Genomic DNA, 13,881 nt, shown 5'->3' on the forward strand with positions numbered 1-13,881 from the left:
GTGGCCGCCAGCAACCGTCTGGATCGGCCGTGGAGGGCCGGCCCATGTCGACCAAAATAACCTCGAGCGTGCGTCGCCACAGCGACCATTTCGAGCCGCAGGACACCGATCCGAACGAGCAGCGCCGCCTGCGCGGCCAGCTGGAGCAGATCGACTACGCCGCCTATGTCGCCAACAAGGAGCTGATCGGCCAGGCCCTGACCGGGCTGGACGCCGCCTCCCTGCAGAAACTGGCCGTCCTGACCGCCGGCGCCCGCGCCAAATGGGGCGCCGAGGCCCTGCGCCTGGCCCACTCGGGCTCGCCGGTCACCGCCGACCAGGTCGCCCGCCTGACCGCCGCCCGCACCGCCTTCGACGAACTCGCCGAAGTCTACGAGGCCCTGCGCCGGATGGTGGAGCGCGGGTATGCGGTGTTGAAGTAAGGAGACCGAGGGGTCGTCACCTCTCCCAGGAACCGCGGGGGGTGTCGTTCCGTTTGTATCGCCATGTCCCTTAGACGCACTCTTCCAATCCTTGCTCTGGCGGGCGCCGCCGTCGCCCTGACCGCCTGCGCCACCTTCCAGCGCGGTCCTGTCGGCAACGCCGCCGTTCCCCAACCCGCGCAGGCCGTCGACCTGAACCGCTACGCCGGTCTCTGGTACGAGATCGGCCGCTACGAGAACGGGTTCGAGCGCGACTGCGAGGGCGTCACCGCGCGATACGCCGTGCGGGACGACGGCCTCGTGGGTATACTGAACTCATGCCGCCAGGGCGGCCTGACCGGCGAGGAGAAGACGGTCGAGGGCAAGGCCAAGATCGTCGAGGGAAGCCGGAACGCCAAGCTGAAGGTCTCGTTCTTCGGTCCCTTCTACGTAGGCGACTATTGGGTGCTCGCCCGCGCTGAAGACTATTCCTGGTCTATCGTAGGTGAGCCTTCCGGCCGCTATCTTTGGCTTCTGAGCCGCACGCCCCACCCGTCTCGCGACGTCCGCGACGCCATCCTGCGCCGGACCCGAGAACTGGGCTACGATCTGTCCATGGTGCGGGAAACCCGGCAGCCTTAAACCGTAGCCCCAAAGCCCAAGTCATTGAGGATAACGCCTGGTGGAGCCGAGGGGAGTCGAACCCCTGACCTCGTCATTGCGAACGACGCGCTCTACCAACTGAGCTACGGCCCCGTTTCCAGTGCTGGATCGGGCCTCCAGGCGAGGCCGGGACATAGAAGGCGGGCGGGCGTGGTGTCAACGGGCTTGTGCGCGCAATCGAAGCAGGGTCGCGAGGGGCGTTGTCGGAAGGGGGCGGGACAGGCTAAAAGCGCCGCTCGCTCAAGCAGGAGAAGCGTCCATGGGTTTCGCCATCGTCTGGCTGGTCAACGCCGTCATCAGTCTGATGATCTGGTTCATCATCGCCCAGGCGATCCTGAGCTGGCTGGTCGCGTTCGACGTGATCAACTACCGCAACCGTTTCGTCTATTCGGTCGGCACCTTCCTAGACCGGATCACCGCGCCCCTGCTGGAGCCGTTCCGCCGCATCATCCCGAACCTGGGCGGAATCGACATCTCGCCCATCGTGGTGATCCTGCTGCTTCAGTTCGCCAGCGTCCTGTTCAACCGCGCCGCCGCCCCCGCCCTGATCGGGCTGCTGGGCTGAGGCCGGGCGTCGGTCCGGGCGGACACGGTGCGCAGGATTCTCATGTGCAGGGACGATTCCACCCTTGCGCCGCGCCGCCACCTTCCTAAAGGTGCCCGCCCGACCATTATTGACCACGGTTCATGAGCACGATCACCACAGTCGCCGTCCTGGGCGCCGGACAGATGGGCGCAGGCATCGCCCACGCGGTGGCCCTGGGCGGTTATTCGGTCCGGCTTTATGACGTGGCCGCCGCCCGACTGCCGCTGGCTCAGGGCGAGATCGCCGCCAGCCTGTCGCGCCATGTCGCGCGCGGCCTGATCGGCCAGGCCGACGCCGACGCCGCCCTGGCCCGCATCACCGTCACCGAGGTCATCGCCGACGCCGTGACAGGCGCCGACCTGGTGATCGAGGCCGCGCTGGAGGACGAGGCGGTCAAGAAGAGCGTCTACGCCCAGGTCGCGCCGCACCTGGGGCCGCACACCCTGTTGGCCTCCAACACCTCCTCCATTTCGATCACCCGCCTGGCCTCGGCCTCGGACCGACCCGACCGGTTCATCGGCCTGCACTTCATGAAACCGGCGCCGGTGATGAAACTGGTCGAGATCGTGCGCGGCATCGCCACCTCGGCCGAGACCCATTCGGCCGCCGTCGCCTTCGCCGAGAGCCTGGGCAAGACCACCACCGACGCCGAGGACTTCCCGGCCTTCATCGTCAACCGCATCCTGGTGCCGATGATGAACGAGGCGATCTTCGCCCTGTACGAAGGCGTCGGCAACGTCGCCTCCATCGACAAGGCCCTGCGCCTGGGGGCCAATCACCCGATGGGACCGCTGGAGCTGGCGGACTTCATGGGGCTGGACGTGGTCCTGGCCATCATGAACGTGCTGTACGACGGCCTGGCCGACAGCAAATACCGGCCCTGCCCTCTGCTGGTGAAATATGTCGAGGCCGGCTGGCTGGGCCGCAAGAGCGGGCGCGGCTTCTATGACTATTCCGGCGACACGCCGGCGCCGACGCGATGAGCCGGTTCGAGAGCTACAGCGACCTGCCGGGGCAGGCGACGATCCATTCGCGCCCCGCGCCCCTGTATCCGATCCTGGCGTCCGTCGCCGGCGCCGCCTGGCCGCCGCTGCTGCTGACCCTGCCGCTGTGGCCGCCCCACGCCGTCGCGCTCGGCCGTGATCTGGACTGGCGTCTCATGGTGCTGCTGATCGGACTGGTGGTGGTTCCCCTGGGTCTGTGGCGCATCATCGTCGAGCGTCGTGACAGCGGCCGGCCGGGCTCGCGCCTGGGCGTGGTGTGGCGGTTCATGCTGTTCGGCGGACTGGCCGCGGCGGGCTTGCAGGTGGCGGTGGCCCTGGGGATGGTGATCTCGGGCTGGTTCGAGGCCGGCGACGTGATGCAGGCTCTGGGCGCGACCGAGACGACCCTGCTGATCTACGGCGTCGGGGGCCTGCCCATCGCCATGATCGTGGGCGTCAGCTACGCCCTGTGGGCCGGACTGTGCGCCGCCTTCATCGCCTTCGAGGCCAAGCCGGCGGTCAAGGACCGGCTGGGCTTGATGCCGAGGGGCTGAGGCCGGCGGCCTTTCGGCCGCGGGATTGGGGAATCCGATGTCGATGGAAGACCAGGGGAATAACCGCGCCGGGGTCGGCGACGCCGTCCTGGCGCCGGTCGAGGCGGGGGCGCGGATCGTCAGCCTGGACGTCATGCGCGGTCTGGCGGTGCTGGGCATATTGGCCGTCAATGTCGCCTCGTTCGGCCTGCCCTTCATGGTCTATGGCGACGCGGACCTCAGCCCCTTTCCCGTGACCGGCGCCAACGCCGTGGCGCGCTGGGCGGTGGATGTCTTCTTCCACCAGAAATTCATCACCCTGTTCTCGATGCTGTTCGGCGCCTCGATCTTCCTGGTCGGGGGCGAGCGGGGCGATGCGGCGCGCGGGCGTCTGCTGCGACGGCGGCTGTTCTGGCTGGCGGTCATCGCCCTGATCCACGGCCTGGCCTTCTGGTACGGCGACGTCCTGCTGCTGTACGCCTGGTCCGGACTGTTCGTGATGCTGATGCGGTCGTTCTCCGCCCGGCTGCTGATCGGGATCGGCCTGGCCGTGACCCTGGCGCTGGGCGCGATGCAGGCGGGCGCGGCCTGGCTGATGGTCGCCGGCCCGCCGGTGGTCGTCGACGCCATGAGCGAGGGCGGCCCGCAGTATTCGCTCGACGCCGTCAACGCCGCCATCGCCGCCTATCGCAGCGGCTGGGCCGGGGCCATGGGGCAGAACCTGACGGCCTGGCTGTTCCTTCAGGGCGCCAGTCTGACCATGTTCGTCTTTTCGACCGTGGCCCTGATGATGACGGGCATGGGCCTGTTCAAGGCGGGTTTCCTCAGCGGCCGGGCGCCGACGGGGCTCTATCTGGCGGTCATCGCGGTCGGCGGCGCGGTTCTGGCCCCGCTGGGCGTTCTGGAATGGGCCGAGGTCATGGCGCCCCGGGCGAGCCACCCGACGCGCGGCCTGTCGGAGGTCGTCGCCTCCTTCCCGATCTTCATCACCCTGGCCTATGTCAGCCTGATCGTCCTGATCACCCGGCACGGGGCGTCGTGGCTGGCGCCCCTGCGGCCGGTGGGCCAGATGGCCTTCACCAACTATCTGACCCAGACCCTGATCATGACCAGCCTGTTCTACATGCCCTGGGGTCCGCGCCTGTTCGGCCAGGTGGACTATGTCGGCATGTGGGGCCTGGTGGCGGCCGTCTGGGCGGTTCAACTGGTCTGGTCGTCGCTATGGCTGGCGGCCTTCCGCATGGGGCCGCTGGAGTGGGTCTGGCGCTGTCTGACCTACGGCCGCTGGACGCCGATCCGAAAACCGGGCTGATCGCGCTTTTATCGCAGGCGCGAAGGGATTAACTGGGGGCCATGGCCGCCCCGGATACTCCCGCCGAAACCTTCAAGCGCGCGCTGGGCCATGCCGCCCGCGCCCTGGCCGAACAGCCCGAACTGGAGGTGGTGTTCGGGTCGGACGGTCCGCGGCTGGCGGGCGGGGTCCTGACCCTGCCGCATCCGCCGCGCGACCCTTCGGGGCCTGAGAGCGCATCCCTGCGGGGCCAGGCCGACCGGCTGGCGCTGCGCCTGGCCAATCACGACGCGGCCATCAACGCCCGGATGCGACCCGTCGACACCAAGGCGGCCGAGGTGTTCGACGCGGTCGAACAGGCGCGGGTCGAGGCGGTCGGCTCCGAATATCTGGCAGGGGTGCGCGACAACATGGGCGCCGCCCTGGTCACCCGGCTGGAAAAGACCGGCGCCCTGCGCATCGCCGACGCCGACCGCGTGCCGGTGGCCGAGGCCGTGGCCCTGCTGGTGCGCGAACGCCTGACCGGCCGCCCGTCGCCCGACGGCGCCAAGTCCATGCTGGACCTGGTCCGCGCCGGCATCGAGGCCAAGGCCGGTGACAAGCTGGACGCCCTGGCGGCGACCGCCGGCGACCAGGCGGGCTTCGCCGAGAAGATGCGCGAGGTGCTGCGCGCCCTCGACCTGGATCCCGGCGACGGCCGGGGCGAAGACTCCTCCGAGGATCCCGGCCAGGACGAACCCGATCCCCAGGACCCCGAAGCCAGCGACGAGCCGGACGAGGACGAGGACGAACAGGGCGGCGAAGGCTCCCAGTCGATGGAGGGGGACGCCGACGATCAGTCGTCGGAGGACGAACGCGACAGCCGACCCGAGGGCGCGCCCGGCGACCCGCAAGGCGACGCCTCCGAGGACGGGCCGGAACTGAACGAGGGCCAGCAGCCCAATCGCCAGCAGACCGCCGACGACGGTCGGGCCGTGGATTTCTATCGCGTCTTCACCACCGCCTATGACGAGGTGGTGGACGCCGCCGACCTGTGCGACCCGATGGAGCTGGAGCGGCTGCGCAACCTGCTGGACCAGCAGCTGACCATCCTGTCCAGCGTCGTCTCGCGCCTGGCCAACAAGCTGCAGCGCCGTCTGCTGGCGCAGCAGAACCGGTCTTGGACCTTCGATCTGGAAGAGGGGATGCTGGATACGGCCCGCCTGACCCGGATCGTCACAGACCCCACCGCCCCCCTGTCGTTCAAGGCCGAGAGCGAAAGCCCGTTCCGCGACACGGTCGTGACCCTGTTGCTGGACAATTCCGGCTCGATGCGCGGGCGGCCGATCATGGTGGCGGCGGTCTGCGCCGACATCCTGGCGCGGACCCTGGAGCGGTGCGGGGTCAAGGTCGAGATCCTGGGCTTCACCACCCGGGCCTGGAAGGGCGGACAGAGCCGCGAGGCCTGGATCAGCGCGGGCAAGCCCGCCAATCCGGGTCGTTTGAACGACCTGCGCCACATCATCTACAAGGCCGCCGACGCCCCCTGGCGCCGGGCCAAGAAGAACCTGGGCCTGATGATGCGTGAGGGGCTGCTGAAGGAGAATATCGACGGCGAGGCCCTGCAATGGGCCCACAACCGCCTGCTGGCCCGGACCGAACAGCGGCGGATCCTCATGGTCATTTCCGACGGCTCGCCGGTCGACGACTCGACCCAGTCGGCCAACGCCGCCCTCTATCTGGACAAACACCTGCGCCAGGTGATCGCCGAGATCGAGGACCGGTCGCCGGTCGAGCTGCTGGCCATCGGCATCGGCCATGACGTGACCCGCTGGTACCGCAAGGCCCTGACCATCGTCGATGTCGAACAGCTGGCCGGGGCCATGACCGAGAAACTGGCCGAACTGTTCGAGGCCGAGGGCGCAGCCGGCCCCACGCGCCGGACGCGGAAGAAACTGGCCGCATGACCCGTTTGCGCCGTCTGGCCGCCGTCTGGGCCGCCCTGTCGCTGACGGCCTGCGCCACCGCGCTCAGCGCGCCCCAGCCGGACCTGGCGGGGATGGACGGCTGGACCTACGCCCCGGCCCAGCTGAAGCCTGTCGGCCTCGGCCTGCCCGGCGCGATCCTGGCGCCGGGTGTCCATTTCGCGGGCGGGGTGGAGATCGTGGCCGGCCTGGGCTCGCCGCTGCACGGTCTGTCGGACCTGAAACTGACCGGCGACGGCGGCTTCGTGGCCGTGTCGGACGCCGGAGACCTGGTGCGCGGCGAGCTGCGGCTGGACGCCCGCGGGCGGCTGATCGGCGTCGATCGTCTGGCCACGCGTCGGCTGACGCTGGAAGACGGCGGACCGATCATAGACAAGGTCGACGGCGACGCCGAGGGTCTGGCCCTGACCCGCTCGGGCGACCTGCTGATCAGTTTCGAACGCCGTCATCGCATCTGGAATTATGGCCCCCTGTCGGCCCTGAAGACGCCGACGCCCGCAGCCTCGCCTGACGCCGTCTTCCCCGACAATGAAGGTCTGGAAGGTCTGGCCGCCGCCCTTCCGGGAGATCGTCAGGACGGTTGGCGCGCGGCGGGCGAGACGGGCGGCGTCTGGGATTGCACGTCCGCCGGATGCCGCCTCGTCGCCTCGCAACCGACCGAAGCGCCCCAGGGCGCCGATTATCGCAACACCGGCCTGGATCGCGACCCGTCCGGCGACGGCTGGTTCATGGTCCAGCGCCGCTACAGCCCGCCGTTCGACATGCGGGGCCGTCTGCGTCGTCTGTCGTCGGACGGGACGCCGGGGCCGGTGCTGATCGAGCTGAAACTGCCCGGCACGACGGATAATTTCGAGGGGGTGGCGGCCGAGCGGCGCGGCCGGGCGACGCGGCTTTATCTGCTGTCCGACGACAACGCCAACCCCGCCCAGCGCACCCTGCTGCTGGCTTTCGACCTGCGCTGAGGCGCCTCAGGCCGCCCCCGCCCACTGGGTTGATTCAGGCTCGCTCGCCACGGACCGCAGCGCCTTGACGAAGTCGTCGCGCCAGATGCCGACGTCGGTGTCGCGCACCACCTGCATCAGGGCCTCCCATTTCCGGATTCTTTCGGACAGGGGCATGGTCAGGGCCTTCTGGATGGCGTCCGACAGTTCCTCGCGGCTGTAGGGATTGACCAGCAGGGCCTCGCCCATCTGTTCCGCCGCCCCGGCGAACCGCGACAGGATCAGAACGCCGGGATCGTCGGGGTTCTGAGCCGCGACATATTCCTTGGCCACCAGGTTCATGCCGTCGCGCAACGGCGTCACCAGCCCGACCTTGGCCGCCCGATAGATGCCCGCCAGCTGATCGCGGCGATAGGTGCGGTTCAGATAGCGGATCGGCTGCCAGTCCATGTCTCCGAAAGCGCCGTTGACCCGTCCCGCCAGGGAATCCAGCCGCGCCCGCAGATCCTGATAGGAATCCACATCGTCGCGCGAGATGGGCGTCACCTGCAGCAGGAAGACCTCGCCCCGCATCGAGGCGTTGTCGTGAAGGAACTGCTCATAGCCCAGCAGCCGTTCCTCCAGCCCCTTGGAATAGTCCAGCCGGTCCACGCCGACGATCATGGACCGGAAGGCCGCCGACGCCGCCATCCGGTCATAGGTCCGGGCGCCAAGGGTCGAGTTCCGCGCCGCCAGGAAGCCGTCCACGTCGATGCCGATGGGGAAGACGCCGGTCTGAACCCGCCGTCCGAAACACTCCAGCCCGCCGTGGCCGAACAGTTCGCCCTGGGCTTCGCTGACCACATAGTCGGTGAACAGGTCGCTCCATTCCTGGGTGTGGAAGCCGATCAGGTCGAAATCGAACATCGACTCCACCAGCCGCCGGTGGTGGGGCAAGGTGACCAGCAGCTGACGCGCCGGCCAGGGCGTGTGCAGGAAGAAGCCGATCCGGTTGCGGATCCCCAGGCGGCGCAGGTCCCGCGCCATCGGGATCATGTGATAGTCGTGAATCCAGATGACGTCGTCCGGCTGGATCACCGGCGCCAGAACCTCGGCGAACCGTCGGTTCACCCGCTCATAGCCCTCGCCGTAGGACCTTTCGTACTGGGCCAGATCGATGCGGTGATGGAACAGCGGCCACAGGGTCTTGTTGGCGTAGCCGTTGTAATATTCGTCGACGTCCTGTGGCTCCAGATCGACCAGGCCGACCGTGACCCCGGCCCGGTCCTCCACCTTCATCTCGCCGGTGAAGGTCTCGATCGTCTCGCCTGACCAACCGAACCACAGCCCCTCGTATTTTCTCAAGGCGGCGGACAAGGCCATGGCCAGCCCGCCGGCCGAGCCGGCGGCAGGATCGGTGGGGGCCGAAACCCGGTTGGATACGACGATAAGACGGCTCATGATTTCACTTCGGCAACGACCCCAGCCCCGGGGTCAGACACGGTGTTCGGCGGTTTAACGCACGTCGGTCCAAGAACGGCTCAACATCACGGCGCAATTGATGATGCCGACCAGAGAATAGGTCTGGGGATAGTTGCCCCACAGTTCGCCATCCTCGACCGAAATATCTTCGCTCAGCAAGCCCGCCTCGGTGCGACGGCTCAGCATTTCCTGGAAAATTTCCCGGGCTTCTTCGACCCGGCCGTTCTGGTGCAGGGCTTCGATGAACCAGAAGGTGCAGAAGTTGAACGCCGTCTCCGGTTCGCCGAAATCGTCCGGTTCGACATAGCGGAACAGGAAGGCGCCCTTCTTCAGATCGCGTTCGATGGCGTCGAAGGTGGCGACCTGACGCGGGTCGTGGGCGTCGAGGAAGCCCAGATCCGTCAGTTGCAACAACGAGGCGTCCAGTTCGCGACCGCCGAAACTGGCGGCGAACCGCCCCTCGTCCGGCAGGAAGGTCTCGCTCTCGACCCGCTCGCGGATGATCGTGGCCCGTTCACGCCAGACTTCGCCCCGCGCGCTGAGGCCCAGATGGTCCGCCGCCTTGGCCAGACGGTCGCACGCCGCCCAGCACATGACTGACGAATAGGTGTGGACGCGGGCGATGGTGCGGAACTCCCACAGGCCGGCGTCGGTCTGGTCATGCATGGCGAAGGCCCGCTCGCCGACCTTCTCCAGGGCGTGGAAATCCTCGACAGTGCCGGGACGCAGCAGACGCTGGTCATAGAAGGCCTGAACCAGAGGCAGGACGATCTGTCCGTACACGTCGTGTTGCAGATGTTCGTGCGCCTGATTGCCGATCCGCACCGGCTTCATGCCGCGATAGCCCTCGACCGTATCGACGATGCTCTCGCCGATGCCGGGCTCCAGACCCACCCCATAGACCGGCTGCACATGGCCGCCCGCGGCGTCATCGACCAGATTGCGCAGATAGCCGAGATAGTTTTCCAGGATGTCGACCGCGCCCAGCCGGTTCAGCGCCCGCACCGTATAATAGGCGTCGCGGATCCAGCAGTAGCGATAGTCCCAGTTGCGGCCGCTCTCCTTGAACTCGGGCACCGAGGTGGTCATGGCGGCGACGATGGCCCCCGTCTCCTCATAGGCGCACAATTTCAGGGTGATGGCCGCGCGGATGACCGCCTCCTGATAATCCAGCGGCAGATACAGTTTGCGCACCCAGTCCTGCCAATAGGCCACGGTGCGATCCAGCGCCGCCTGAACCCCGGGACCGACGTCCTGATCATAGCCCTCGTCCGGCCCCATGAAGAAGGCGTGCGGCCTTTCCAGGCGGAACACCCGCTCTTCCAGCACATGCGACACCGGACAGTCGGTGGTCAGTCGGAAGGTCACGTCGGGACACATGAAGCGGATATGGTTCGAACCGGACGTGCAGGGCGCCGGCCGGGCGCCCCAGTCGGCGGACGGCCGCAGCCGGATGCGAATGCGCGGCGTGCCTTTCAGCGGCCGCACGATCCGTCCGAAGGCCAGGGGCCGATAGGTGCGTGAGTGTTTCGGATGGCGCGGGGCGAAGTCGATGATCTCGACCGCAGCGCCGTCTTCCGCCGTCAACACCGTGCGCAGCACCGGCGTGTTGCGGATATAGGCTTGGCTGACGTGCTCCAGCCCCTCCAGTTCGACGGACCAGTAGCCGTGCGCCGGATCCTCGCCGTTCATCAGGGACGAGAAGACCGGATCGCCGTCCGCGCGCGGCGCACAGGCCCAGACGAACCGGCCCTGACGATCGATCAGGGCGCTGATGGCGCAGTTGCCGATGGGGAAGAGATCAAGATTGGGTTTCATCGGTTCAGGCCTTCGCCAGGGCTTCGAGCCAGGTCAGGACGGCGTCTACGTCGTCCAGTCGATAGCGGGCGGCCGTCTCGCGTTGCGGCCCCACCAGCACGCCATATCCGCCCAGAGCCGCCGCAGCCTCGAACCCGTGTTCGTCGGTCAGGTCGTCGCCCAGCATGACAGGGATAGCGTCCTTGAACGGGGCGTCCTGCATGAAATCGGTCACGGCCGTGCCCTTGTCGGCGCCGGGCGTCTTGAGTTCCAGCACCATATGGCCGGGTTGCAGGCTCAGGCCCGTTTCGGCCTGCAAGCGTTTGGCCAGGGCCTTGGCCGCGTCCGTCTGATCCGGCGCCTGACGATAGTGCAGCCCGGCCGAGACACCCTTGTCCTCGACGATGACGCCCGGCCGATCTGCGGCGAAGGCCTTGAAACCGGCCAGGGCGACGGCGACGCCAGCGTCAGGCGCGCCGCGGCGGATGGACTTGTCTTTCAGACGACGCTCCAGCCCATGCACGCCGGAAGCCGAGGTCAGGGCGTGATCAGAAATCCGGTCGATCTCGGCTATTGTCCGACCACTGATGATGGCGACACGGCCCGCCAGTCGGGCTTCGACCGCCTTCAGCGCGGCCGTTCGACGCGCGACCGGTCCAACGCCGTCCGGCGTCGGCGCCATGGGCGCCAGAACGCCGTCCATATCCAGGAACAGGGCGATCCCGTCCGCGACGACAGGCGGCGGCGGCAGCAATAGAGCTTCTGCTCCGGCGTGAGACGGCATGTGGCGTGCACTCATTTTGACTTCCCCAGCACCTCGTAACGCGCCACTCCGGCAAAGGTTGACCCGAAAGCGACAAAGTCGTCTGAAAGGACACGTTGCGCGCGGCCTTGGGATGGGGCAGATCGCGCGCCTCGCACCAAGGAGAGCCCACAAGGGGCCTGACAGACCATGACCGAGATCGCCCACTCGTCTCCCGATGACATCGCCGCCATGACCGATCGCGCCCGCGACGTGATGCGGCTGAACATCGAGGCGCTGGAGGCCTTGGAGCGGTCGATCGACGTTTCGATGGCTCGCGCCGTCGACGTCATCATGAGCCGGCCGGGCTATGTGATCGTCACCGGCATGGGCAAGTCGGGCCATATCGGCGGAAAGATCGCCGCCACCCTGGCCTCGACCGGCACCAGCGCCTTCTTCGTCCATCCCGCCGAAATGAGCCATGGCGACCTGGGCATGTTGCGCCCGGACGTGACCGTCCTGGCCATTTCAAACTCGGGCGAGAGCCGCGAACTGCGTGATCCGCTGATCTTTTGCCAGCGCAACGGCATACCGGTCATCGCCATCACCCAGCGGCCCGCCAGTTTCCTGGGCCGCAACGCCGCCGTCTGCCTGACCATGCCCAAGGTGGCCGAGGCCTGCCCCAACGGCCTGGCGCCGACGACTTCGACCCTGATGACCCTGGCCCTCGGCGACGCCCTGGCCATGGTGCTGATGGACCGCCGCGCCTTCAGCGCCATGGACTTCGGCCTGCACCACCCCGGCGGCGCCCTGGGCATGAGCCTGCAAAGCGTGCGCGAATGGATGGGAGACAATGCAGCGGCCCCGGCCAGCGTGCCCCTGAACGCCAACTTCAGTGAAGTCGTTTCGGCCATAACCGAGGGACGAAAGGGCGCCGTCGCCGTGCTTGACCTGGACGGGACGCTGGCGGGGATCGTCACCGACGGCGACCTCCGCCGCGCCTTCCAGCGCGACACCACCAATCTGACGGCGGCCGACATCATGGGTCCCAATCCCATCACCGTCGATCCGGACGCGCGGATGAGCGACGTCGTCGATCTGCTGACCGCGAACAAGATCGCCAACCTGTTTGTCGTCGAGGAAGGCCGGCCGACCGCCATCGTCCACATCGCCGAACTGATGCAGGCCGGCTACGTCGCCTGACGCCTCGAACATGCGAATCCTCTACGACGCCAGCCGGCTGATGAGCCGGGCCGACCGCTCCGCCCCCACGGGAGTCGATCGGGTCTGTCTGGCCTATGCCGAATGGCTGCTGTCCCGCCCCGACGTCGTCACCATACCGGTGAGGGGCCGCAAGAACCGACTGGTGGCGGTCGATACCGAGTGGTTCCGCCGGTTCGTCGGCGAACTACGGGCGCGGTGGAATGGGGCTGCCGATGCGTCGGGCGATCCGGCGCACGAGGCGCGGCTGCTGGCCGCGCTGACCGCATCGGTTCGCCCGAACCTGTCGGTGATCAGCCCGCCGCCCGCGCCGTCGCTCAAAAAGCCGGCGGACAGAAGCCGGGTGCTCAAACAGTTTTTCCGCTCGCGCCATGTCGTCGCGCCGCCGGCCGCCGATCTCTATCTCAACGTGGGCCACACCACGCTGCACGAGCCGACGGCCTTGATTGAGCTGGAGGCGGCGGGTGTGGAACGGGTCGTTCTGCTCCACGACCTGATTCCGATCACCCATCCGGAATTCTGCCGTCCCGGCGACGGCGCCAAACATCACGCCCGGGTCGCCAACACCCTGCGATACGCCAGCCGCGTCATCGTCAACTCGGCCTCCACAGGCGACGAGCTGCGCGCCTTCGCCTCCTGCAACGGCCTGCCTCAACCGCCCGTCCATGTCGCGCATCTGGGGTTGGAGCCCGCCTTCATCGACGGCGACGTCGTAGAGACGACCCGACCGTATTTCGTTCATGTCGGCACGATCGAGGCCCGCAAGAATCTGGCGCTTCTACTGGCCGTCTGGCGGCGGCTGGAAGAACGGCTGGGCGAGAGGACGCCGTCCCTTGTGCTGGTCGGACGCTACGGTTGGGAGAATGAGGCGGTGCTGGACCATCTGGAACGGTCGCCGAACCTGCAAGGCGTCGTGCACCAGGCGTCCAACCTCTCCGACGTCCTGCTGGCGCGATTGATGCGGGGGGCGCGGGCGGTCCTGGCGCCGTCTTCGGTCGAAGGCTTCGACCTCCCGGCGGTCGAGGCCCGCGCCATGGGGCTATCCCTGTTCGCTTCGGACATTCCGGCCCACCGCGAACTCACGCCCGATGCGGCGCTGATCGATCCGCTGGATGGGCTCGGCTGGCTGGCGGCGGTCGAACGCGCCGCCCAGGAAAAACCCGCCCCGCCGACGCCTCAGTCCGCGCCGTCCTGGACGGGACATTTCGACATCGTCGCCGAGGCCATCGGCCTATCGCCGGCTTCGCCTCTGGCGGGCGCCTCCAAAGACTTGTAATCAGTCCGTGAACAAGGGCCGT

Annotated in this window: 13 protein-coding genes and 1 tRNA gene; 10 read left to right on the forward strand and 4 right to left on the reverse strand. The window is 67.8% G+C overall.

The features are described 5' to 3' along the window. Positions 1-44: 44 nt before the first annotated feature. Complete coding sequence (locus ACW18C_RS15840) at positions 45-422, forward strand: hypothetical protein (protein WP_492071929.1); 378 nt, start codon at positions 45-47, stop codon at positions 420-422. 63 nt (positions 423-485) lie between these two features. Next, positions 486-1,043 carry a lipocalin family protein gene (locus ACW18C_RS15845; RefSeq protein ID WP_492071930.1) on the forward strand — a complete coding sequence of 186 codons (558 nt, stop codon included), beginning with the start codon at positions 486-488 and terminating at the stop codon, positions 1,041-1,043. Between the two features lie 38 nt (positions 1,044-1,081). On the opposite strand, the gene ACW18C_RS15850 is transcribed toward ACW18C_RS15845, so the two are convergent. Continuing rightward, a tRNA-Ala gene (locus tag ACW18C_RS15850) sits at positions 1,082-1,157 on the reverse strand. Between the two features lie 166 nt (positions 1,158-1,323). Between ACW18C_RS15850 and ACW18C_RS15855 the strand changes: the two genes are divergently transcribed. The 6 genes from ACW18C_RS15855 to ACW18C_RS15880 all read left to right on the forward strand — a co-directional run bounded on the left by ACW18C_RS15855 (position 1,324) and on the right by ACW18C_RS15880 (position 7,383). Further along, positions 1,324-1,629 (forward strand): YggT family protein, encoded by a 306-nt coding sequence (locus tag ACW18C_RS15855; protein ID WP_008262663.1) that lies wholly within the window; start codon positions 1,324-1,326, stop codon positions 1,627-1,629. Positions 1,630-1,751: 122 nt separating this feature from the next. Beyond that, positions 1,752-2,633, forward strand: coding sequence for a 3-hydroxybutyryl-CoA dehydrogenase (locus tag ACW18C_RS15860; protein WP_492071933.1), 882 nt, complete (start codon positions 1,752-1,754; stop codon positions 2,631-2,633). Beyond that, a complete protein-coding gene (locus ACW18C_RS15865; protein ID WP_154725830.1) occupies positions 2,630-3,187 on the forward strand; it encodes a phthalate transporter in 558 nt (185 codons plus the stop codon). The genes ACW18C_RS15860 and ACW18C_RS15865 overlap by 4 nt, the downstream gene beginning before the upstream one ends. 37 nt (positions 3,188-3,224) lie before the next feature. Continuing rightward, positions 3,225-4,478 carry a DUF418 domain-containing protein gene (locus ACW18C_RS15870; protein WP_492071935.1) on the forward strand — a complete coding sequence of 418 codons (1,254 nt, stop codon included), beginning with the start codon at positions 3,225-3,227 and terminating at the stop codon, positions 4,476-4,478. Positions 4,479-4,519: 41 nt separating this feature from the next. Then, complete coding sequence (gene cobT, locus ACW18C_RS15875) at positions 4,520-6,403, forward strand: cobaltochelatase subunit CobT (protein ID WP_492071937.1); 1,884 nt, start codon at positions 4,520-4,522, stop codon at positions 6,401-6,403. Further along, the gene (locus ACW18C_RS15880) at positions 6,400-7,383 is read left to right on the forward strand and encodes an esterase-like activity of phytase family protein (RefSeq protein ID WP_492071939.1); all 984 of its coding nucleotides are present in this window, start codon (positions 6,400-6,402) and stop codon (positions 7,381-7,383) included. The genes cobT and ACW18C_RS15880 overlap by 4 nt, the downstream gene beginning before the upstream one ends. Positions 7,384-7,389: 6 nt before the next feature. On the opposite strand, the gene ACW18C_RS15885 is transcribed toward ACW18C_RS15880, so the two are convergent. Genes ACW18C_RS15885 through otsB form a run of 3 tightly spaced genes read right to left on the reverse strand, consistent with a single transcriptional unit; the run spans position 7,390 to position 11,374 of the window. Further along, the gene (locus tag ACW18C_RS15885; protein ID WP_008264209.1) at positions 7,390-8,802 is read right to left on the reverse strand and encodes an alpha,alpha-trehalose-phosphate synthase (UDP-forming); all 1,413 of its coding nucleotides are present in this window, start codon (positions 8,800-8,802) and stop codon (positions 7,390-7,392) included. Positions 8,803-8,856: 54 nt separating this feature from the next. Further along, the gene (locus tag ACW18C_RS15890; RefSeq protein ID WP_492071940.1) at positions 8,857-10,641 is read right to left on the reverse strand and encodes a glycoside hydrolase family 15 protein; all 1,785 of its coding nucleotides are present in this window, start codon (positions 10,639-10,641) and stop codon (positions 8,857-8,859) included. A 4-nt stretch (positions 10,642-10,645) separates the two neighbouring features. Beyond that, positions 10,646-11,374, reverse strand: coding sequence for a trehalose-phosphatase (otsB, locus tag ACW18C_RS15895; RefSeq protein WP_492074048.1), 729 nt, complete (start codon positions 11,372-11,374; stop codon positions 10,646-10,648). A gap of 198 nt (positions 11,375-11,572) precedes the next feature. On the opposite strand from otsB, the gene ACW18C_RS15900 reads away from it, so the two are divergent. Together ACW18C_RS15900 and ACW18C_RS15905 are read left to right on the forward strand one after the other, a co-directional pair. Next, positions 11,573-12,565: a KpsF/GutQ family sugar-phosphate isomerase gene (locus ACW18C_RS15900; protein WP_426025821.1), complete on the forward strand. Its 993-nt coding sequence runs from the start codon at positions 11,573-11,575 to the stop codon at positions 12,563-12,565. A gap of 10 nt (positions 12,566-12,575) precedes the next feature. Next, complete coding sequence (locus tag ACW18C_RS15905) at positions 12,576-13,859, forward strand: glycosyltransferase family 4 protein (RefSeq protein WP_492071941.1); 1,284 nt, start codon at positions 12,576-12,578, stop codon at positions 13,857-13,859. The last annotated feature ends 22 nt before the right edge of the window (positions 13,860-13,881 follow it).

The organism is Brevundimonas sp. FV1ye7S (assembly GCF_058680995.1).

Excerpts from the sequence above, each read along its gene's own strand:
- ACW18C_RS15840 (WP_492071929.1), top strand. The coding sequence starts at position 45 with ATGTCGACCAAAATAACCTCGAGCGTGCGTCGCCACAGCGACCATTTC.
- ACW18C_RS15845 (WP_492071930.1), top strand. The coding sequence starts at position 486 with ATGTCCCTTAGACGCACTCTTCCAATCCTTGCTCTGGCGGGCGCCGCC.
- ACW18C_RS15855 (WP_008262663.1), top strand. The coding sequence starts at position 1,324 with ATGGGTTTCGCCATCGTCTGGCTGGTCAACGCCGTCATCAGTCTGATG.
- ACW18C_RS15860 (WP_492071933.1), top strand. The coding sequence starts at position 1,752 with ATGAGCACGATCACCACAGTCGCCGTCCTGGGCGCCGGACAGATGGGC.
- ACW18C_RS15865 (WP_154725830.1), top strand. The coding sequence starts at position 2,630 with ATGAGCCGGTTCGAGAGCTACAGCGACCTGCCGGGGCAGGCGACGATC.
- ACW18C_RS15870 (WP_492071935.1), top strand. The coding sequence starts at position 3,225 with ATGTCGATGGAAGACCAGGGGAATAACCGCGCCGGGGTCGGCGACGCC.
- cobT (WP_492071937.1), top strand. The coding sequence starts at position 4,520 with ATGGCCGCCCCGGATACTCCCGCCGAAACCTTCAAGCGCGCGCTGGGC.
- ACW18C_RS15880 (WP_492071939.1), top strand. The coding sequence starts at position 6,400 with ATGACCCGTTTGCGCCGTCTGGCCGCCGTCTGGGCCGCCCTGTCGCTG.
- ACW18C_RS15885 (WP_008264209.1), bottom strand. The coding sequence starts at position 8,802 with ATGAGCCGTCTTATCGTCGTATCCAACCGGGTTTCGGCCCCCACCGAT.
- ACW18C_RS15890 (WP_492071940.1), bottom strand. The coding sequence starts at position 10,641 with ATGAAACCCAATCTTGATCTCTTCCCCATCGGCAACTGCGCCATCAGC.
- ACW18C_RS15900 (WP_426025821.1), top strand. The coding sequence starts at position 11,573 with ATGACCGAGATCGCCCACTCGTCTCCCGATGACATCGCCGCCATGACC.
- ACW18C_RS15905 (WP_492071941.1), top strand. The coding sequence starts at position 12,576 with ATGCGAATCCTCTACGACGCCAGCCGGCTGATGAGCCGGGCCGACCGC.